22 protein-coding genes and 1 pseudogene are annotated in these 18,196 nt (G+C 47.2%); 21 read left to right on the top strand and 2 right to left on the bottom strand.

Annotation, left to right across the window (positions count from 1 at the left end):
- The first annotated feature begins 182 nt into the window (after positions 1-182).
- Positions 183-1,472 carry a Glu/Leu/Phe/Val family dehydrogenase gene (locus SB752_RS04860; RefSeq protein ID WP_410714586.1) on the top strand — a complete coding sequence of 430 codons (1,290 nt, stop codon included), beginning with the start codon at positions 183-185 and terminating at the stop codon, positions 1,470-1,472.
- An 86-nt stretch (positions 1,473-1,558) separates the two neighbouring features.
- On the opposite strand, the gene SB752_RS04855 is transcribed toward SB752_RS04860, so the two are convergent.
- Positions 1,559-2,530, bottom strand: a complete 972-nt coding sequence (locus SB752_RS04855; RefSeq protein ID WP_410714585.1) for an asparaginase — start codon at positions 2,528-2,530, stop codon at positions 1,559-1,561.
- A gap of 83 nt (positions 2,531-2,613) precedes the next feature.
- On the opposite strand from SB752_RS04855, the gene prsW reads away from it, so the two are divergent.
- The 16 genes and pseudogenes from prsW (at position 2,614) to SB752_RS04775 (ending at position 15,651) form a co-directional block, all read left to right on the top strand.
- Positions 2,614-3,288: a glutamic-type intramembrane protease PrsW gene (gene prsW / locus SB752_RS04850; RefSeq protein ID WP_410714584.1), complete on the top strand. Its 675-nt coding sequence runs from the start codon at positions 2,614-2,616 to the stop codon at positions 3,286-3,288.
- 231 nt (positions 3,289-3,519) lie between these two features.
- Positions 3,520-4,145, top strand: a pseudogene (locus SB752_RS04845) (cell wall hydrolase).
- Positions 4,146-4,166: 21 nt separating this feature from the next.
- Positions 4,167-5,540: a germination protein YpeB gene (gene ypeB / locus SB752_RS04840; RefSeq protein WP_410714583.1), complete on the top strand. Its 1,374-nt coding sequence runs from the start codon at positions 4,167-4,169 to the stop codon at positions 5,538-5,540.
- Between the two features lie 112 nt (positions 5,541-5,652).
- A complete protein-coding gene (locus SB752_RS04835; protein WP_410714582.1) occupies positions 5,653-6,336 on the top strand; it encodes a flagellar brake protein in 684 nt (227 codons plus the stop codon).
- A 32-nt stretch (positions 6,337-6,368) separates the two neighbouring features.
- The gene (locus SB752_RS04830) at positions 6,369-6,551 is read left to right on the top strand and encodes a hypothetical protein (RefSeq protein WP_410714581.1); all 183 of its coding nucleotides are present in this window, start codon (positions 6,369-6,371) and stop codon (positions 6,549-6,551) included.
- 138 nt (positions 6,552-6,689) lie between these two features.
- Positions 6,690-7,361, top strand: a complete 672-nt coding sequence (cmk, locus tag SB752_RS04825) for a (d)CMP kinase (RefSeq protein ID WP_410714580.1) — start codon at positions 6,690-6,692, stop codon at positions 7,359-7,361.
- Entirely contained in the window at positions 7,358-7,963 is a 606-nt protein-coding gene (locus SB752_RS04820) for a lysophospholipid acyltransferase family protein (protein WP_410714579.1), read from the top strand. The genes cmk and SB752_RS04820 overlap by 4 nt, the downstream gene beginning before the upstream one ends.
- Before the next feature lie 174 nt (positions 7,964-8,137).
- A complete protein-coding gene (gene rpsA, locus SB752_RS04815) occupies positions 8,138-9,310 on the top strand; it encodes a 30S ribosomal protein S1 (RefSeq protein WP_103105269.1) in 1,173 nt (390 codons plus the stop codon).
- Between the two features lie 76 nt (positions 9,311-9,386).
- Positions 9,387-10,460 (top strand): type 2 isopentenyl-diphosphate Delta-isomerase, encoded by a 1,074-nt coding sequence (fni, locus tag SB752_RS04810; RefSeq protein WP_410714578.1) that lies wholly within the window; start codon positions 9,387-9,389, stop codon positions 10,458-10,460.
- Between the two features lie 56 nt (positions 10,461-10,516).
- Positions 10,517-11,152 carry a YphA family membrane protein gene (locus SB752_RS04805; protein WP_410714577.1) on the top strand — a complete coding sequence of 212 codons (636 nt, stop codon included), beginning with the start codon at positions 10,517-10,519 and terminating at the stop codon, positions 11,150-11,152.
- Positions 11,153-11,158: 6 nt separating this feature from the next.
- The gene (locus SB752_RS04800) at positions 11,159-12,055 is read left to right on the top strand and encodes a YIEGIA family protein (RefSeq protein WP_410714576.1); all 897 of its coding nucleotides are present in this window, start codon (positions 11,159-11,161) and stop codon (positions 12,053-12,055) included.
- Between the two features lie 12 nt (positions 12,056-12,067).
- Positions 12,068-12,250: a capping complex subunit for YIEGIA gene (locus tag SB752_RS04795; protein ID WP_410714575.1), complete on the top strand. Its 183-nt coding sequence runs from the start codon at positions 12,068-12,070 to the stop codon at positions 12,248-12,250.
- Positions 12,251-12,304: 54 nt separating this feature from the next.
- On the top strand, positions 12,305-13,618 hold the full coding sequence (gene der, locus SB752_RS04790) for a ribosome biogenesis GTPase Der (RefSeq protein ID WP_410714574.1): 1,314 nt from the start codon (positions 12,305-12,307) through the stop codon (positions 13,616-13,618).
- Positions 13,619-13,633: 15 nt separating this feature from the next.
- Positions 13,634-14,236: a glycerol-3-phosphate 1-O-acyltransferase PlsY gene (gene plsY / locus SB752_RS04785; protein WP_410714573.1), complete on the top strand. Its 603-nt coding sequence runs from the start codon at positions 13,634-13,636 to the stop codon at positions 14,234-14,236.
- A gap of 56 nt (positions 14,237-14,292) precedes the next feature.
- On the top strand, positions 14,293-15,321 hold the full coding sequence (locus tag SB752_RS04780; protein ID WP_410714572.1) for an NAD(P)H-dependent glycerol-3-phosphate dehydrogenase: 1,029 nt from the start codon (positions 14,293-14,295) through the stop codon (positions 15,319-15,321).
- A gap of 72 nt (positions 15,322-15,393) precedes the next feature.
- Entirely contained in the window at positions 15,394-15,651 is a 258-nt protein-coding gene (locus SB752_RS04775) for a stage VI sporulation protein F (RefSeq protein ID WP_410714571.1), read from the top strand.
- 119 nt (positions 15,652-15,770) lie between these two features.
- On the opposite strand, the gene SB752_RS04770 is transcribed toward SB752_RS04775, so the two are convergent.
- Positions 15,771-16,277 (bottom strand): hypothetical protein, encoded by a 507-nt coding sequence (locus SB752_RS04770; RefSeq protein ID WP_410714570.1) that lies wholly within the window; start codon positions 16,275-16,277, stop codon positions 15,771-15,773.
- Positions 16,278-16,414: 137 nt separating this feature from the next.
- On the opposite strand from SB752_RS04770, the gene SB752_RS04765 reads away from it, so the two are divergent.
- From SB752_RS04765 to SB752_RS04750, 4 genes are read left to right on the top strand one after another with little or no spacing between them, the layout of a single operon-like run.
- Complete coding sequence (locus SB752_RS04765) at positions 16,415-16,603, top strand: DUF2768 family protein (RefSeq protein WP_103105259.1); 189 nt, start codon at positions 16,415-16,417, stop codon at positions 16,601-16,603.
- A 12-nt stretch (positions 16,604-16,615) separates the two neighbouring features.
- Positions 16,616-16,912: a 2Fe-2S iron-sulfur cluster-binding protein gene (locus SB752_RS04760; RefSeq protein WP_410714569.1), complete on the top strand. Its 297-nt coding sequence runs from the start codon at positions 16,616-16,618 to the stop codon at positions 16,910-16,912.
- A gap of 15 nt (positions 16,913-16,927) precedes the next feature.
- Positions 16,928-17,275: a 2Fe-2S iron-sulfur cluster-binding protein gene (locus tag SB752_RS04755; RefSeq protein WP_410714568.1), complete on the top strand. Its 348-nt coding sequence runs from the start codon at positions 16,928-16,930 to the stop codon at positions 17,273-17,275.
- Positions 17,276-17,292: 17 nt separating this feature from the next.
- Complete coding sequence (locus SB752_RS04750) at positions 17,293-18,018, top strand: hypothetical protein (protein ID WP_410714567.1); 726 nt, start codon at positions 17,293-17,295, stop codon at positions 18,016-18,018.
- Positions 18,019-18,196 lie beyond the last annotated feature (178 nt).

Genomic DNA, 18,196 nt, shown 5'->3' with positions numbered 1-18,196 from the left:
GACATTTTCTGAAAAATGAATCTCGATTTTTCTAGGGTTATGCTCATTTGAATGTTTATCCAGCAGCGAAAAGTAAAAAAACATAACAAAATCGTAAAAAACTTTTTTAAGCTTCTCATCCTTGATACAAGCGTGTATACTAAAGGCTGCATTTACCGAAAACATTTTTGAGGTGGTAAGTAATGGGTAATCAAGACGTGGTAACCGAAAGCACCGAAGGGAAAGAAAAGCAAGAAAGTCTAAACTTGCTGACTTCGACTCAAACGGTGATCAAGGAAGCACTGGAGAAACTAGGTTACCAAGAATCGATGTTTGAACTCTTGAAGGAGCCGCTACGCGTTTTGACCGTACGCATTCCGGTTCGCATGGATAACGGCGAAGTGAAGGTGTTTACCGGTTATCGTGCACAGCACAACGATGCAGTTGGTCCGACCAAGGGGGGCATTCGTTTCCACCCTGAAGTTACAGAGGATGAAGTTAAAGCGCTTTCCATCTGGATGAGCCTCAAAGCTGGTATCGTTGACCTTCCGTACGGCGGTGGTAAAGGCGGTATCATTTGCGACCCGCGTGAAATGTCTTTCCGTGAACTGGAACGACTGAGCCGCGGTTACGTTCGCGCAATCAGCCAACTTGTGGGGCCAACAAAAGACATTCCGGCACCGGACGTCTTCACAAACTCCCAAATCATGGCGTGGATGATGGACGAGTACAGCCGCATTCGCGAGTTTGACTCTCCTGGTTTCATTACCGGTAAACCAATCGCTCTTGGTGGTTCGCATGGTCGTGAAACAGCAACTGCAAAAGGTGTAACCATTTGCATCCGCGAAGCTGCAAAACGTCGCAACATCGACATCAAAGGCGCTCGCGTAGTTATTCAAGGCTTTGGGAACGCAGGTAGCTACCTGGCGAAGTTCATGCACGATGCAGGAGCAAAGGTAGTAGGTATTTCCGATGCTTATGGTGCGCTGCATGATCCAAACGGTTTGGATATTGATTACCTCTTGGATCGTCGTGACTCCTTCGGTACTGTAACCAAGCTCTTTACGAACACAATCACAAACAAAGAATTGTTTGAACTGGATTGCGATATTATCGTGCCAGCTGCGATTGAAAACCAAATCACAGCAGCAAACGCACCCAATATCAAAGCATCCATCGTTGTAGAAGCGGCAAACGGCCCAACTACATTGGAAGCGACCAAAATCCTGACTGAACGCGGAATTCTTCTTGTTCCAGACGTACTGGCAAGTGCCGGCGGTGTAACCGTTTCCTACTTCGAGTGGGTACAAAACAACCAAGGCTACTACTGGTCCGAAGAAGAAGTGGAAGAAAAACTGGAAAAAGTAATGGTACGTTCGTTTGAAAATGTATACTCCCTGTCTCAAACACGCCGGATTGACATGCGCCTCTCTGCTTACATGGTGGGTGCACGCAAAATGGCTGAAGCATCTCGCTTCCGTGGCTGGGTATAATACATTTTTGACCCACCTCCATATACAAAAGAAAGCCCTCCTTGGATTCAATTCAAGGAGGGCTTTTGTTTGCGATAAACGTCTCGTTACTTTTCAAACAAGTCCTGTAATTGAGCAAAATCGCGTGTTTGCTGGAGGGTGACGATTAGCTTCAGGCGAGCCTTTTGACCATTCAAGCCATTGGAGAATACGATGCCCATTTTCTTGAGCTGATTTCCTCCGCCTTCATAGTCGTAAACATCCTGTACTTGTCCGTTATAGCAGCGCGATACGAGTACAATCGGAATGCCTTTGTCCAGGAGCTGTGTAAGCGTCGGAATAATGGCAGGCGGCAGATTTCCGAGCCCAAATGCTTCGATCACTAGACCATCAATCGGTTGCTCCAGTAAAAATTGGAGCCACGAAGGGTCCATACCAGCTACCGCTTTGATCAGAGGGACGTTGGCATTCGCATGGGAGATGGCATAATGCTCGCGATCCAGCGACGCATGGTGGTACTGAACATTTTTCTTTGCAATGGTGCCAATCGGCCCGTACTGTGGCGATTGAAAGGTAGCGACATTGCTCGTATGGGTTTTGGTGACATGGCAGGCAGCATGGATTTCATCGTTGAAGACAACCAGAACACCTTTGTTTCGGCTGTCTGGGTCAGCTGCCGTACGTACGGATGAAATCAGATTCACAGGTCCGTCTGCTCCTAATTCATTACTGCTTCTCATGGCTCCAGTAACGACAATCGGCACACTCAAGGAAAGGGTTAGGTCGAGAAAATATGCCGTTTCTTCAAGGGTATCGGTACCGTGAGTGATGACTACGCCGTCATAGGAGGCGAGGGACAGCTCCTCCTCGATGTGTTGCCGCAGTTGATTCATGATAGCAGGAGTAATGTGAGGGCTTGGCAAATTGAGGACATTTTTCATTGTAACGTCAGCATAACGCTCCAAAAAAGGAAGAATCTTGTTAACCGCTTGATCATCTAATGGTTTTACACCGTCTGAAGCATCGACTGACATGGCGATTGTACCGCCTGTATTCAGAACCAATATTTTTTTCAACATGATCTCTCTCCTGTAGCGGGTTTTCATGAATCAGTATTCATGGTACGATGATTAACAGCCTTGTGTAAAGGAGCAATAAACAGATGATTGCTATGATCGGAGCGGCAATTGCCCCCGGTATCGCCATCTTAAGCTATTTTTACTTGCGTGACAGCTTTGAGCCCGAGCCTATTTCCATGGTCATTCGGTCATTCGTTTTTGGTATGCTGCTGGTTATCCCGATTATGGTTCTCCAGTACATCATGCAGAATGAGTGGGATTGGCGAGGAGGCCTTGCTGCGGATGTGGTTCAGTCCGCTGTCGTAGAAGAATTCTTCAAGTGGATGGTTATTTTTTTTACCGCATACAAGCACGTAGAGTTCGATGAGCCTTATGACGGTATCGTTTATGCTGTCGCTGTATCTCTTGGATTTGCAACCTTGGAAAATCTTTTTTATTTAATCATTAACGGATTGAATATCGCTTTTTGGCGTGCACTACTTCCTGTTTCCAGTCATGCACTCTTTGCAGTGTGGATGGGCTATTACCTCGGTCGAGCGAAATTCTCCAATAGCCGCAAGCAGGAACGAACATTTTTATGGCTGTCCATTGGTCTGCCAATCGGACTGCATGCATTGTACAATGCCATTTTTCTCTCTATTCAAAACTGGATCGTCGTCATCGTGCCATTCATGCTCCTGTTATGGTGGCAAGGTTTGAAAAAGGTGCAAAGAGCACACGAATACAGTTCTAAAAAACTCTCTTCCCGTCCACAATAGACGTGAGGAGGAGACGAGACGTGTTTAAAACCGAGCGAGCTAAAGTGACTATTCGATGCAATGTATGTGGCGAAACATTCACCCTGAGAGGTCGTCGAGAACCAGAAGGGCAGGTTGAAACAGGCTTTAAGCAATGCTTGTGCGACAACGATCAGTATTTTAGTATTAACGAATCATAAGATTTTGAGTACGAGACGAAGAGATGGAATAATTCCTGAAAGACCGGTGCATATGGCATCGGTCTTTTTCTCGTTCCAGATTCGATGCATAATCCATTCTTCCTCCACCAACACTATGCAAAGATTTCAATACATGCCAAGGAGGTCTCAGCCGTGCGCTCATGGTGGATTTCGGGAATGGTCGTTTTGTTGGTCGCAACGGTCTTTTGGGGAACTGGGCTTTTATCATCAGAAAAGAGTGTTGCATCCTCGCCAGAAGCTGAGATGTCAGCGCCAGCAAAAGAGAACAGCAAAGCAAAACAGAGCTTTCATCCTTCTCGAATATCTGCAAATGACTTAAAGCTGATGGCAAATGCTGTATACGGTGAGGCGAGAGGGGAGCCGTATGAAGGACAGGTAGCAATCGCAGCGGTCATCCTTAATCGGGTGAAAAGCCCTACATTTCCGGATACGCCCTCCGCTGTCATTTTTGAGCCTCGGGCCTTCACCGCTGTAGCGGACGGACAAATTTGGCTTGAACCAAACGACAGTGCACGTAAAGCTGTACAAAATGCGCTAAATGGCTGGGACCCGTCTGGTGGATGCACCTATTATTTCAATCCCGCAACGGCAACTTCCAAGTGGATATGGAGCAGGCCGCAGGTAAAGAAAATCGGAAAGCATATATTTTGCCGGTAAAAATAGGAGGAGTGAACAGGGATGGTCTACGGAGCAACCGCACGTATTTTATTTCCCATCGCCCTTGTTGCATTGGTTGGGGCGGGTATGTGGGGTTATCAGGAGCACAATGAAAAAAACTCAGTCTTGATTAAAGCTGAAAACTCGTACCAGCGAGCTTTCCACGATCTTACGTATCACATCGACAAGCTCCATGACGAATTAGGCAAGTCGCTAGTTGTTAACTCTCGCAGACAAATGACACCGACGCTCACAAACGTATGGCGCTTGGCCTATGCCGCTCAGGCTGATGTCGGGCAGCTACCGCTTACATTGATGCCGTTTAATAAAACGGAGGAGATGCTGTCTCGAGTAGCAGACTTCTCCTATCGTGTTGCGGTACGGGATTTAAACAAGGAACCGTTAAGTGAAAAAGAATATGGGACGCTGAAAAGTCTGCATAAACAAGCAGCGGGTATCCAGGATCAATTGCGAAGTGTACAGGCTAACGTGATCGACAAGCAGCTACGGTGGATGGATGTAGAAACTGCGCTTGCCTCCGATGACAAAAAGTCCGATAACACCATCATCGACGGCTTCCATACGATAGAGAAAAAAGTACAGGAATACCCGGATTTGGATTGGGGTGTCGGAATCCAAAGCTTGGACAAAAAGAAGCAGCAACGGATCAAGGGCATTGACGGAAAGCCGATCGGGCCTGATGAAGCGAAGAGAGCTGCCCTAGATTTTCTAGGCTTGAAGGATGGAGACAAGAAGGTCGAGGTCAATGAGAATGGCAAGGGGCAAGAATACACGGCCTACAGTGTTCGCATTCCTTCCAAAGACAATAAATCTGCCATTAATATGGATGTGACCAAGCGCAGCGGCAAAGTAGTCTGGATGATGAATGAGCGAAATGTCGGTGAAGAAAAGCTTTCGATGAAGCAGGCTGAAGAGCATGGCAAAACATTCCTCAACAAGCATGGGTATGCAAGCATGGTTGTGAGTGAAATCGATAGCTACGAGCGCAGCGCCCTGTTCACTTTTGTTCCGATGCAGGATGATGTGCGTATCTATCCGGATTCTGTTATTGTGGAAGTCGCTCTCGATAATGGCGAGGTGACTGCATTTAATGCCACAGAATACTTGTTTAATCATAAAAAACGGATTCTCTCCAAGCCAAAGCTGAGCAAAGAAGAGGCACGGAAAAAAGTAAATCCGAGCGTAAAAGTAACGAATCAGAGGTTGGCCTTGATCGAGGGGAAAAATGATGGAAACGAAGTGCTTACGTGGGAACTAACCGGTAGCTTTGAAGGAAGCGCCTACATGATCTACGTGAATGCAATAACCGGTGAGGAAGAAGAAGTGGTCAAAATGGACACTGGTGGAAACAACGAATCAGAACGGCCGAAATGAGAAAAATGGACGAGGGGAAGCTCGATTTTAGGGGCTTTCCCTATTTGCTGATTCCGCGTGGAAGGGTATATAATGGAAGCGTGAGAGGAAGAGAAGGAGGAACAAAGGCTATATGATGCTTCCCAGAATTGGACAAACCATACGACTCAATTTTATGAGTTCCTCTGAAGAGACTGAGCTACACTCCTTTAAGAGCAGAATTACAGATATTCAGGATGATGTAGCCTCCATTGAATTACCTACCAGTGAAGTTACGGGACGTACTGGTTTGTTTGGACCGGGGACAGAATGTTCTGTCTGGTATGTCGGTGAAGATAGTTCTCGTTACGAATTCAATTCTTCTATCGTTGGCAGAAAAAGCGAACACATACCAGTGCTTTTACTGCAGCTCCCGGCAAAGGAATTCATCTCGCGTACACAGCGCCGCAACTATTTGCGGATTGAAACCACTCTGGAGATCGCAGTGAAGCTGAACGATCCTATTCGTCAGTACCACTTTTTGGCCCGGACAATGGATGTTAGCGGCGGCGGGTTGTCTTTTACGTGTGAGGAATCTTTTCGCTTGCAAGAAAAAGACATGCTGAAGGTCTGGATTTCGTTGCCCACCAAAAATGGACAAATCCAGCATGCATTTGCGGAGATGGAAATTGTCAGAAGAAAGCCAGCTGAAGAAAAAGGTTTACATCAGTGGATTTCAGGAAAGTTTATTAAAATGAGCGAGCTTGATAGGGTAAAAGTAGTACGGGCTTGTTACGAAAGACAGCTGGAGCTTCGCAAAAAAGGAATCGAGGACTGACGACTGACGACTGACCGAAGGAAGTGACCTCTATGACCAGTCAGTACAATGAGCGTTTTCGGCGATTTTCAGAGCGGATCGAAAAGGGGATTTTGATAGGAATCGTCGCCTGCGCGATTGTACTGGTAGCGGGGGAGTTCTTGATTCAATATGCACCAGTTCGTGTGCTTTTGATCGAGACAGAACGGCTGGAAGGGGTATTGCGTGTACCCTAAAGGTTTGCGAATGCTTCCATACTATGGTACTATTATAGATAACATAGAAACGCATCACATGAATGGGAAAGGGCTTCGGTAGAAGCTTTTCTTGTTTTATTCCCATTCAGAACTACTGTACATAGCAGGTGAGAAGTAATGAACATTGCAATTGATGGACCAGCGGGAGCAGGGAAGAGCACTGTTGCCCAAAAAGTAGCCGGACAGCTGGAATACGTATACATTGATACGGGTTCTATGTATCGGGCATTAGCTTGGGCGGTTCACCATTATCAATTTTCCATCGAAGACGAACCTTCCGTTTCCGAACTATTGCAAAACAATGTGATTCGCCTGGTTCGCGAACATGGACAACAAGCCGTTTTCTGGAATGACAAAGATGTGACTGGACTCATTCGTTCTACAGAAGTAAGCCAGTTTGCATCGATTGTCGCCAGCTATGGTTCTGTTCGTGAGCAAATGCTAGTACTGCAAAGGAACCTTGCCAAACAAGGGAATGTGGTTATGGATGGACGAGATATTGGAACCCACGTGCTTCCTGATGCAGAAGTGAAGATTTTTCTGACCGCCTCCAGCAGAGAGCGCGCAGAAAGAAGATGGAAAGAATTGCTCGCAAAAGGAATCCAGACCGACTTGGATGAGCTGGAAAAAGAGATTGAAGAGCGCGATCTGCGTGACATGAATCGGGATGTGGCTCCACTGCGCCAGGCGGATGACGCTGTTTTGGTGGATACAACAGGGATGACCATTGACCAGGTAGTAGATCGAATCTTACAAATCTGCGAGCGTACGGGAGAGTCTACCCAGTGAGCTATTATCGTTTATTTCGAGGTGTTTTCCGAATTATATTTTCCCTTGTCTATCGTTGGCAAGTGATCGGGCGAGAACATATACCTAAGGAAGGCCCAGTGATTCTTTGCGCCAACCACATTTCTAACTGGGATCCGCCTCTGCTCGGTTCAGGCATCGAGCGTCAGGTGAATTTCATGGCAAAAGAAGAACTGTTCCGCATTCCGGTCCTGAATTTTTTACTCGTAAAATTCGGAGCATTTCCGGTAAAGCGGGGAGCTGGCGACCGCGCTGCAATCCGTGCGACGTTAAAGCTGCTTGAAGAAGGAAAAATTTTGGGAATTTTTCCAGAAGGAGCTCGCAGCAAAACGGGCGAACCGGGAGAAGCAAAATCGGGAGCAGCACTGTTTGCGCTCAAGTCGCAGGCGTCAGTCGTTCCGGTGGCGATCATCGGACCGTATCGTCTGTTTCGTCCGGTGAAAATCGTGTACGGCAAGCCGATTGATTTGTCTTCGCTGCGCGAGACAAAAGGAGGCTCCGATACACTTAAGGAAGCGAGCGACCTGATCATGGCTCATGTCAAGGAGCTTCATGCTCAGCATCGCCACTCACTGCCTGTATAGAATTGTCAAAGGGAAGAATACTAACGAAAGCTGGAACTTACTGGCTCTGTCAAGGCTAACTGTTGCTTTCGGGCAGCAGTTAAAAATATACATGCTCCCGCTTCATGTAATGTGGTTGATATCCACCTCTACATAGATAGACTGGGACTGGATGGTATTAAGGAGGTCTTTAGGATGATGGAAGAAACGAACGTAAGCTTAACCGATGCAACAACTGTTTCCGTAGGGGATGTAGTAAAAGCGACTGTTACAAAGGTAGAAGACAAACAAGCGCTGGTTGATGTGGGTTACAAATACGATGGACTAATCCCAATTAGTGAGCTTTCTCCCCTCCATGTTGAGAAGGTTTCCGATGAAGTAGCTGTAGGCGATACGTTTGAAGTGAAAGTAATCAAGCTCAATGACGAGAAGGAAGAGCTCGTTGTTTCCAAAAAGGCTGTTGCCATGGAATCTTCCTGGGCTGATTTGGAGCAAAAGATGCAAGCTGGTGAAATCATCGAAGCGACTGTCAAGGAAGTAGTTAAAGGCGGTCTGGTTGTAGACGTAGGTGTTCGCGGCTTTATTCCAGCATCTATGGTTGAGCGCCACTTCGTTGAAGACTTCTCTGACTACAAAGGCAAAGCATTGACTTTGAAAGTCGTAGAGATGGATAAAGAAAAGAACAAAGTAATCCTGTCGCATAAAGCGGTTCTGGATGATGAAGTAAAAGTGAAGAAACAATCCATTTTGGACAAAATCCAACCAGGTCAAGTTCTGGAAGGAACAGTTCAACGTATGACTGACTTCGGTGTTTTCGTTGACATCGGCGGAGTTGACGGATTGGTTCACGTTTCCGAGCTGGCTTGGAACCGCGTAGACAAACCTTCTGATGTTGTAAAAGAAGGCGACAAGGTACAGGTAAAAGTACTGAAAGTTGACCGCGAAAATGAGCGTATTGGACTGAGCATCAAAGAAACGCAGGCAGGTCCATGGGCAAAGGTAGCAGAAGAGTTTAAAGCGGGCTCTATTGCTACTGGAACTGTTAAGCGTCTGGTATCCTTTGGAGCATTCGTAGAAGTGGCTCCTGGAATCGAAGGTCTGGTGCATATCTCCCAAATCGCGAATCGCCGTGTGAACACTCCAGGTGAGGTGCTGAAGGAAGGTCAAGAAGTTCAGGTTAAAATCCTGGATGTAGTACCTGCTGAACAGCGCATTAGCTTGAGCATTCGCGCTGTTGAAGAAGATCGTGAAGAACAGGCAGAACGCGCTAGCAAACGCGAACAACAACAATTCCAACAAGAAAACAACCAACCGATGGGTGTAACGCTGGGAGAACTGTTCGCTGATCTGAAAGACAAGTTCAAGTAAGCTAGATAGTATGGTGAAATCCTGGGGATACGCTCTATTGCGTATCCCTTTTTATTTTGAAAGAGGAGGCATTGTGATGGATCGTTCCACACGAAAATTGGATCATATACGACACGCGCTGGAAAAATCAGATCGGCCCTTTAACAGTTTTGATGAGGTCAGCTTTGTTCCTACTAGTTTGCCCAATATTGGTTATCAGGAAATCACGCTTGATACAGATTTGGCTACTTTTCGATTGGCTTCTCCCATTGTTATCAATGCGATGACAGGAGGGGCGGAGGCCACAACACAAATCAATCAAAAGCTGGCGATCATAGCGAGAGAGAAAAATTTGGCGATCGCTGTCGGTTCACAAATGGCTGCACTGCGAGACCCTAGCCTAGCGGAAAGCTATCTGATCGTTCGCAAGGAACATCCGGCAGGAATCGTGTTTGCCAATGTAGGGGCTGAAGCGACTGTTGAGCAGGCACAAGCTGCGGTGAATATGCTCGATGCAGACGGCTTGCAGATTCATTTAAATGTCATGCAAGAGCTGCTCATGCCCGAAGGCGACAGGGATTTTCGTGGATACATAGACAATATCCAGGCGATCAAAGAGAGTCTGAATGTGCCAGTAATGGTAAAGGAAGTCGGCTTTGGGATGGCAAAAGAGACCATCCAAAAACTGACAGAACTAGGGATCTTAATCATCGACGTTGGAGGAAGGGGAGGGACAAATTTCGCCAGAGTTGAAAACAGACGCAGTACCCGCCCGTTGAGCATGTTCGAGGATTGGGGATTTACCACCGTTCAAAGCTTACTGGAAGCGCAAGTATTCAGACAATCAGGAGTGTCGATCATGGCGACCGGCGGAATTCGACATGGGCTGGATGTGCTAAAAGCACTAGTACTTGGGGCATCGGCAGCTGGTATTGCGGGCGAGCTGCTCCGCTTGGTACAGACAAGCACTGTGGAGGAGTGTCTGGAGGCTGTGGATGAATGGCATCATCAGCTGAGAGTAGGGATGACTGCGCTAGGTTTTAGAAAACCTCAGGACTGTAGACGAGCTCCTGTTCTTGTCTCAGGAAAAACAGGCTTTCAGGCTAAGCTGCGTGGCATCGATCTGGAAATGCTTGCACAAAGAGATTTTGACGTGTTCTCGTATTCATGAAAGAGTAGCGCTTGAGGCATACTTTGGGGAGACAACCACTTTTTGAGGAGATGAACATGAACGAGGGTACCATTGCGATGCTCTTTCAATGGTCTCTGCTTTGCCTTGTCTGGATGGGAAGCTATGATTCGCTGCTACGAGAATTGCGAATACAGCGTAGGCGACTTTTGGCTGTGCTTGCGGTCTTCCTAGTCTGTTCCTTTGTGAGCTGGAAGCTCTATTTTGCTCCTGTTCAGGTAAGTCTCAGTGGAACCATACTGCCATTTTTTGCAAGCATAGTCCTTTACACTCGGCTGGGAAAAGAAAGACGGAGGCTGCATCTACTGGGCGCAATGGCTACAGCGGTACTACTGGTTTGGCTGCGTTGGCTATTTTTTACCGATCCTATTTTGTTGTTCTGGGATGAGCGCATGATCGTACCGATGCTTGCTGTTGCAGCGACCCTTGCGATGAGCCGTCAGAGTGCGGCACAGCTTTTTCAGCTGCTTTTTACCCTGACATTTGCTGATGTCCTGCACTCTGTTTACTTCTCGAAGCTATCGGGATCCTGTGTGTTAGGAAGTGATTATGCACAGGATCTGTTATGGACTGGCGTTTTCGTGTTGAGTCTCATCCTTATGATTTGGTCTGCGATCCGGCGCTTTTCTCGAAACAAAGAGCCGGAGTCTTCCCATTCAGATGCTGGCAGGTGATGCTTGGTGCTCAAACAGCTTCTTGCAAATGAATTTGTCTTTCCGATTACTCTAGGCTTTTTCTTCGGGATTTTGTGCCGAATTCATCTGCTCCGTACAGATTATCGTCAATATCCTACGTATCCGCATGGAAAAATTATTCATGTTTCATTGGGAGTGATTGCTTCTGCATTAGGAGCACTGGCTGTTCCGGCTCTGCTCAAGGAAAATTACACAGCAGTGACATTTTTGACTGTTGCCGCACAGCAATTTCGCGATGTTCGCAATATGGAACGAACGACTCTCTCTGAGATCGACAAGCAGGAGCTTGTTCCGCGTGGAGGGCCCTATATCGAAGGAATTGCTATGGTTTTTGAAGGACGCAACTACATGGTAATCTTCACCTCGTTAGTAACGACGACAGCCACGATTTTGTTTCACTGGTGGGGTGGTGTTATCGCTGGGCTTATCGCGTTACTCATATCCCGCAAGCTCCGGTCTGGCAAGACACTTTCGCTTATCGTCGATGTGGAACCCGCACAGCTGCGAGTGGAGGGAAGAGATTTGTACGCTGGGGATATTTATATCATGAACGTGGGGTTGCAGGATGCTCAAAAAGTAATTGCTGAGCAAGGGATGGCGTTTATTCTAACTCCGAAAGACGCCAATGCCAAAGTAACAATTGCCCATCCTGGTCAGCGGCAAGCGATCCTGCATGACGTGGCCGCACAGCTTGGGGTATTCACAGATACAGGTGAGCCATCTCTTACACCTCTAGTTAAGCGAGATATGCATACAGGGCGACTCGGTGTCTTTTTGCTGCCGCAAGTCAAGGATCACGACAGGGCGAAAACGGTCATAGAAGCAGTGCCGATACTAGAGAGCGTTTTCCGGATGCCAGAAAAGACACAAGCCTTGCACTAGGAGGTGGCGATCATGAAGGGTCAAATCTTGGCGGTGATTACGACGGACAAGGAGCGCATCGCTGGAGGTGCTCCAATTTTCATAGAGACAAGCAAAGAGCGTATGCAGCAAACAGCATTTACGCTGGAGAAAATCTTGGATGCTATGGTTCATGAGATCAGAGAGGATACCCTTATCATTGTTCGGCATAAGTAGTGTATGGTATGATTAGCAAGTCAAAACGTAAAATGAGAGAGAGTGTTGTTGATTATGGGATTACCAGTGGTAGCCATTGTGGGGAGACCCAACGTGGGCAAGTCCACGATTTTTAACAGATTAATCGGCGAACGTGTCGCGATCGTGGAAGACATGCCGGGAGTAACCCGTGACCGCCTTTACGGAAAAGGGGAATGGTTGACCCATACCTTTCATGTGATTGATACGGGCGGGATTGAGTTTGGCGAGTCCGACGAAATACTTACGCAGATGCGTTACCAGGCTGAGCTTGCGATTGATGAAGCAACGGTCATCATCATGATTGCGGATAGTCGCACAGGAGTTACCGACGCCGATATGGAGCTGGCGCGGATGCTCAACCGTACAGGAAAACCGATTGTGCTCGCTGTTAACAAAGCAGACAATCCGGACATGCGTGCTGATATTTACGACTTTTACTCTTTGGGATTGGGAGAACCGTTTCCGATCTCGGGAAGCCATGGGCTTGGTTTAGGGGACATGCTTGAAGAGGTTGTTCTGCATTTTCCCTCGGAAGACGACGAGGAAAACAAAGACGATGTCATTCGCATATCCATCATCGGCCGACCAAATGTGGGCAAATCTTCCTTGACCAATGCAATCCTGGGGGAAGAACGTGTTATCGTCAGTGACGTCGCAGGTACAACTCGCGACGCGATTGATACACCTTTTGAACGTGATGGACAAAGCTATATTCTGGTTGATACTGCTGGGATGCGCAAGCGCGGAAAAGTGTATGAGAACACAGAAAAATACAGCGTAATGCGTGCGATGAGATCCATTGAGGACTCGGATGTCGTTCTCGTTGTACTTAACGGGGAAGAAGGCATTATTGAGCAGGATAAAAAGGTTGCTGGTTATGCACATGAAGCTGGTCGTGGCGTCATTATCGTCGTAAACAAATGGGATGCAGTTGAGAAAGATGACAAGACCATGCAGCGCTTCACGGAATTGATTCGGGAAGAGTTTAAATACCTCGATTATGCTCCAATCATGTACGTATCGGCAAAATCCAAGCAGCGTGTACACACCATTTTGCCAAAAGTAAATGAAGTATCTCAGGCACATGCAATGCGTGTTCCGACTTCTGTTCTCAATGATCTGGTTACAGATGCAACTATCCGGACACCACCACCATCGGATCGCGGAAAACGTTTGAAAATCAACTATGTTACACAGGCAACAGTTAAACCTCCGACGTTTATTCTATTTGTGAACGATCCAGAGCTTATGCACTTCTCCTATGAACGATACATAGAGAACAAAATACGCGAGGCGTTCGTCTTTGAGGGCACGCCTGTTCGAATCTGGACGCGGAAGAAATCGTAGGGAGGAAAAAACGCCATGGTGTTATTGTCTTGGGTAATCAGCTATCTGATCGGGTCCATCAGCTTTAGCTATCTCATCGCCAAAAAAGTTGCAGGAATTGACATTCGCTCACATGGCAGTGGAAATGCGGGTGCCACCAACACACTACGTGTACTCGGAAAAGGACCAGGCATCGTTGTACTCATACTTGATGCGTTAAAAGGGCTAGGAGCGATGGGGATCACTCATTTGATGACGGGTGATCCTACTGCCTATGCTGTTGCTGGTCTGTTTGTTATTGCAGGCCACAACTGGCCCATTTTTTTCGGTTTTCGTGGGGGAAAAGGTATAGCTACCACTCTTGGCGTGGTGCTGGGCTTTTCGCCCCTGGCCTTTTTAATCGGTGCTGTACTGGCTGTCCTTGTCATTGCGATTACTCGTTATGTATCGTTAGGATCTTTGGTCTTGGTAACAGCAATGCCGATCGCGATTTACTTTTTCGACAAGCCGATTGCTTTTTTTTGGACGAGCTTGGTCATCACTCTTTTCGCTTATGTTCGTCATTATAATAATATCCGAAATCTTCTTGCAGGAAATGAGCGTAAACTCGGAGATAAGACTCAGCGTAAGTTGGGATAGCATAACGGTATCGTGAATAACTATGGAATGGATTTAAAAATGTGGAGGGGGACGTATTGAAGAAAAACGTAACAGTGATAGGTGCAGGTAGCTGGGGAACGGCACTCGCTTCTGTTTTGGCGGATAACGGGCATCAAGTAACGATTTGGGTACGCGATCCTAAAATGGCGGAACAAATTAATACCAAGCACGTCAATGAAAAATATTTGCCTGAAGTGAATCTATCAAGCAATATTGTTGCGAATGCCGATCTAAAGGAAGCTGTTACAGGCAAGCCAGTCATTTTGCTTGCGGTTCCTTCTCACGCGATGCGGCAAATTTGTCGGCAGCTGATACCGTTTCTTGATCCAGAGGTCTTGCTGATTCATGCGACGAAAGGCTTTGAGCTGGAGAGTCTAAAACGGATGTCTGAGGTAATCATGGAAGAGATTCCACTTTCGATCTCATCCAAGCTGGCTGTGCTTTCCGGACCTAGCCATGCGGAAGAAGTTGTTCGCCGTCAACCGACGACAGTCGTTGTTTCTTCTGCGTTCGAAGAGAGCATGTTACGTTCTCAGGACTTGTTGATGAATTCTAATTTCCGTGTCTATACAAACCCAGATTTGATCGGTGCCGAGATTGCCGGTGCGTTAAAAAACATTATTGCTTTGGGTGCTGGTATGTCCGATGGGCTAGGCTATGGTGATAACGCCAAAGCAGCTTTGCTGACCAGGGGCCTCGCGGAAATCAGTCGTCTGGGCATGAAGCTTGGCGCCATGCCACCTACCTTTGCCGGTCTTGCTGGTGTAGGAGATCTCATCGTGACGTGTACCAGCAAGCACAGCCGGAACTGGCGTGCAGGTTATATGCTCGGTCAAGGCAAAAAGCTGGATGACGTGCTGGAGCAGATGGGGATGGTGGTAGAGGGTGTCCGGACGACACACGCTGCCTTTGCACTGGCTCATCGTGAGGGTGTTGATATGCCGATTACATCCGTCCTGTACGGAATCTTGTTTGAGGGTAAAGAGCCTCGCCAAGGCGTGGAGGAATTGATGGGGAGAGGTAAGACGTTCGAGATGAGTTATCTCGATCCGAATGGAGCGTAGCTTTTTGCCTCACACATTTAGGCTCCTGCACATACCATAGGGTGAAAGCCTAGGTAGCAGGAGGAGAGAGGTATGAACAACTTTTTTTTGAAAAAGCTACAAGGAAAAGCAAGTGAGCAGGTGGATGAGGCCAAATTGCGTTCGCTTGCAGGTCAAGTGAAGCGAAGTGATTTTGAAGACGAGGCAAAGCTGCGCCAAATCATCCAGTCGCTTGCGGCTCTAAGCGGAAAGAAGCTCACTGCCGAAAAGGAAGACAAGATCATCGAGATGTTCCGCAATCAAGAAATCAGCCTCCATGACATGTCATCCCTAACCAAGCTCTTGAAGTAGGAGAAATGGGCGATTATGCCCGTTACCTGCTGGGAATTCGATCATACAGTAAGACTAGGAACAATCATGGCTCTACAGGGACATGGCTGACCTACAGAACCAAGAAAAAAAGAGGGATCTCATCCCTCTTTTTTTCGTTGCTTGGAGATGTTATTGCCAACGGTCTGACTCAATAAATTTTGTACGAGTGGCGATTGAAGTAGGCCCAAAAGCTGACCGATATCAATATTGGCCAGCGGGTTGCTGCCGCCACCTGACTCTGTTTCAGATGCCTGCTCGACAGTTTTCTCTGCCTCTGCGCTTGCACTTGCACTTGCGCTTGATTTACGTTTGGAGGCGGGCTTTTCAGTAGCTACTGCCGGTTCCGGTGTGCGTTTCCCCAGATTTTCAAACATCTCCATCGCACCGTATAAGGTGTCCATGGTTTCCTCTACTTGCCGGATAGTCGTGCTGATCCCTTTGATATTACTGCGCATTTTGGTTACGGATGTGCGCAGGTCAACCGCAGGGAGCAGTTTTTTGGGCGTGACAGCAAGTGAGACGTCCTGTACCTGATCCGTTAGTTTTTTGCTGGGTATGGGAGCATAAGGATTCCGCCATTTCCGGTTATTGGTTTTGTTGCTCAACTTCCATCCCTCCAATGGGCGTTCTTCATCACGATAGTCTATGCGAATGTCCAGTAGGAGGTTCGAAGGGCGTCAGGCGACAGGCTTACGAAGTATGGTATAATGAAGCAAAAAATGCAAAGGATGCTGCAATCCCGATGTATATTGATCCTATGACCAAGATGAACATCTCCTTGCTGGCTATCGGCCTGATGTTCGTCTGTAATTTACTCATGATCTTTGCACGAAAAATGACCAATGCACTATTGCGTTTTCTCGTAAAAACAATTGCTTTTTTACTGTTAATAGCGGTGTTTGTGATGATTTTGATTGTAATATTTGTATAAGGAGAGCGAAAAATGCCACAATTAACTTTACATACGCGTGCGGGTACACAAGAATTGCCGGTCGAGATGAATCAAACGATCGTTGCAATTGCCAAAAAAAACAAGGTGCAATGGGGACACGCATGCCAGCGGGGCGTATGCGCACAGTGTCGGACGCTGGTAGTAGGTGGAGCCGAATACTTGAACGGCGTAACTGCAGAAGAGAAATTGCGTCTGCGCAAGGCAGAGCGGGCTGAAGGCTTTCGCCTAGGCTGCCAGATCCAAATTGTTTCTGAGGGAGATGTAACGCTCACTCATCGGCCGTATTGACAGGAGCGAGCGATTATGGGAAAAGTTACGTTTTTGCCAAGTGGCAAGAGTATGAAGGCGCGAGCAGGACAAACGCTTGTGAGTACGGCTGCGGCAGCGAGAGTCGTAATCCCGCAGAGATGTGGAGGACATGCCTCCTGCCTCATGTGCCGTGTAGTCCTGGAAAGTGGAGAGCTGTCTCGTCCAAGTGCTCTCGAAGTACGCAAGCTGCCTGAACAGGATCTGGCCAAAGGCATACGCCTCGGATGTCAGGCAAAGGCAACGGAAAAGGATTGTACGATCCGTATACCCGAAAACAGTTTGAAATCAGTCGTACAGGCTGCTTTGGAACGTCAGCGTAAGGAAAATGAAGAATGGGACTAAGAGGTGTGGAAAACAGCATGTGGCAATCATGGCGTAAAACGTTCAATCTGGTAGTAAGTATTACAGTCTTGACCGTTATTCTATCAGGCTGTATGTATCCGGATGAACGAAAAGCGGAAAATCAGGTTCCAAGTACGTTTTTTCTAGATGCGACCCAAAAAGCAATTGAGCAATTTCAAAAGGATACGCAGGTTTTGCCTATCGTAACAAAGCCATTGGATACTCCTATTTTTGAGAAATACGAGATTGAATTCCGTAAAATGATTCCGAAATACATGCCGGACGTACCCGGAAATGCCTTTGAAAAAGGCGGGGTATTCAAGTATGTCTTGATTGATGTGGAAACGAAGCCAACAGCAAAGCTGATTCATTTGGGAGCAGTCAGTACGGTTGCAGATGTTCAGAGCGCGGTTGATCGCTATCGCAACTATTTTAATAAATTGCCGATCCAAGCTGATTTGGGGAACGGTTATTATTCCATTGACCACGCGGAAATTGGCGCAAAGGTGTGGCAGGTGCAATCCACTATGGGGAACTATCTGTTGCCGCTGGTGATGAACGCACAGGGCCAGGTAGGGATCGACTACGGAGCCGATATCGCCACGATGCTTCGTGAGACAAAAGTGACCGTGCCACCCAATACCGATCCGCGCTATGTGCTCGCACGAGAGTCCATGTTTGTGCCAGCGAAGTCTTTTCCGTACGAGCTGATCGACGGTGAACCGAAATTGCTGAAATTGTAAACAAGCCGCTATAGAGACATCTACATTGAGCGGGAAGCTTCCATGCGCCCGATTTCACAAGAGTCGGGCATATAAAGCGTATAGGGGAAAAGAGAAAAACGACTCATGGAGAGTCGTTTTTTTTGTTCTAGTTATCCCAAAAATACATATATTTGTACTGTCCACGAAACTAGTACGA

Source organism: Brevibacillus sp. SIMBA_040, assembly GCF_046535075.1.
Taxonomy (GTDB): domain Bacteria; phylum Bacillota; class Bacilli; order Brevibacillales; family Brevibacillaceae; genus Brevibacillus.
This window is presented reverse-complemented; position numbering and strand designations above follow the sequence as displayed.

Coding starts and splice junctions, on each gene's coding strand:
- SB752_RS04860 (WP_410714586.1), top strand. CDS start 183: ATGGGTAATCAAGACGTGGTAACCGAAAGCACCGAAGGGAAAGAAAAG.
- SB752_RS04855 (WP_410714585.1), bottom strand. CDS start 2,530: ATGTTGAAAAAAATATTGGTTCTGAATACAGGCGGTACAATCGCCATG.
- prsW (WP_410714584.1), top strand. CDS start 2,614: ATGATTGCTATGATCGGAGCGGCAATTGCCCCCGGTATCGCCATCTTA.
- ypeB (WP_410714583.1), top strand. CDS start 4,167: ATGGTCTACGGAGCAACCGCACGTATTTTATTTCCCATCGCCCTTGTT.
- SB752_RS04835 (WP_410714582.1), top strand. CDS start 5,653: ATGATGCTTCCCAGAATTGGACAAACCATACGACTCAATTTTATGAGT.
- SB752_RS04830 (WP_410714581.1), top strand. CDS start 6,369: ATGACCAGTCAGTACAATGAGCGTTTTCGGCGATTTTCAGAGCGGATC.
- cmk (WP_410714580.1), top strand. CDS start 6,690: ATGAACATTGCAATTGATGGACCAGCGGGAGCAGGGAAGAGCACTGTT.
- rpsA (WP_103105269.1), top strand. CDS start 8,138: ATGATGGAAGAAACGAACGTAAGCTTAACCGATGCAACAACTGTTTCC.
- fni (WP_410714578.1), top strand. CDS start 9,387: ATGGATCGTTCCACACGAAAATTGGATCATATACGACACGCGCTGGAA.
- SB752_RS04805 (WP_410714577.1), top strand. CDS start 10,517: ATGAACGAGGGTACCATTGCGATGCTCTTTCAATGGTCTCTGCTTTGC.
- SB752_RS04795 (WP_410714575.1), top strand. CDS start 12,068: ATGAAGGGTCAAATCTTGGCGGTGATTACGACGGACAAGGAGCGCATC.
- der (WP_410714574.1), top strand. CDS start 12,305: ATGGGATTACCAGTGGTAGCCATTGTGGGGAGACCCAACGTGGGCAAG.
- plsY (WP_410714573.1), top strand. CDS start 13,634: ATGGTGTTATTGTCTTGGGTAATCAGCTATCTGATCGGGTCCATCAGC.
- SB752_RS04775 (WP_410714571.1), top strand. CDS start 15,394: ATGAACAACTTTTTTTTGAAAAAGCTACAAGGAAAAGCAAGTGAGCAG.
- SB752_RS04765 (WP_103105259.1), top strand. CDS start 16,415: ATGTATATTGATCCTATGACCAAGATGAACATCTCCTTGCTGGCTATC.
- SB752_RS04760 (WP_410714569.1), top strand. CDS start 16,616: ATGCCACAATTAACTTTACATACGCGTGCGGGTACACAAGAATTGCCG.
- SB752_RS04755 (WP_410714568.1), top strand. CDS start 16,928: ATGGGAAAAGTTACGTTTTTGCCAAGTGGCAAGAGTATGAAGGCGCGA.
- SB752_RS04750 (WP_410714567.1), top strand. CDS start 17,293: ATGTGGCAATCATGGCGTAAAACGTTCAATCTGGTAGTAAGTATTACA.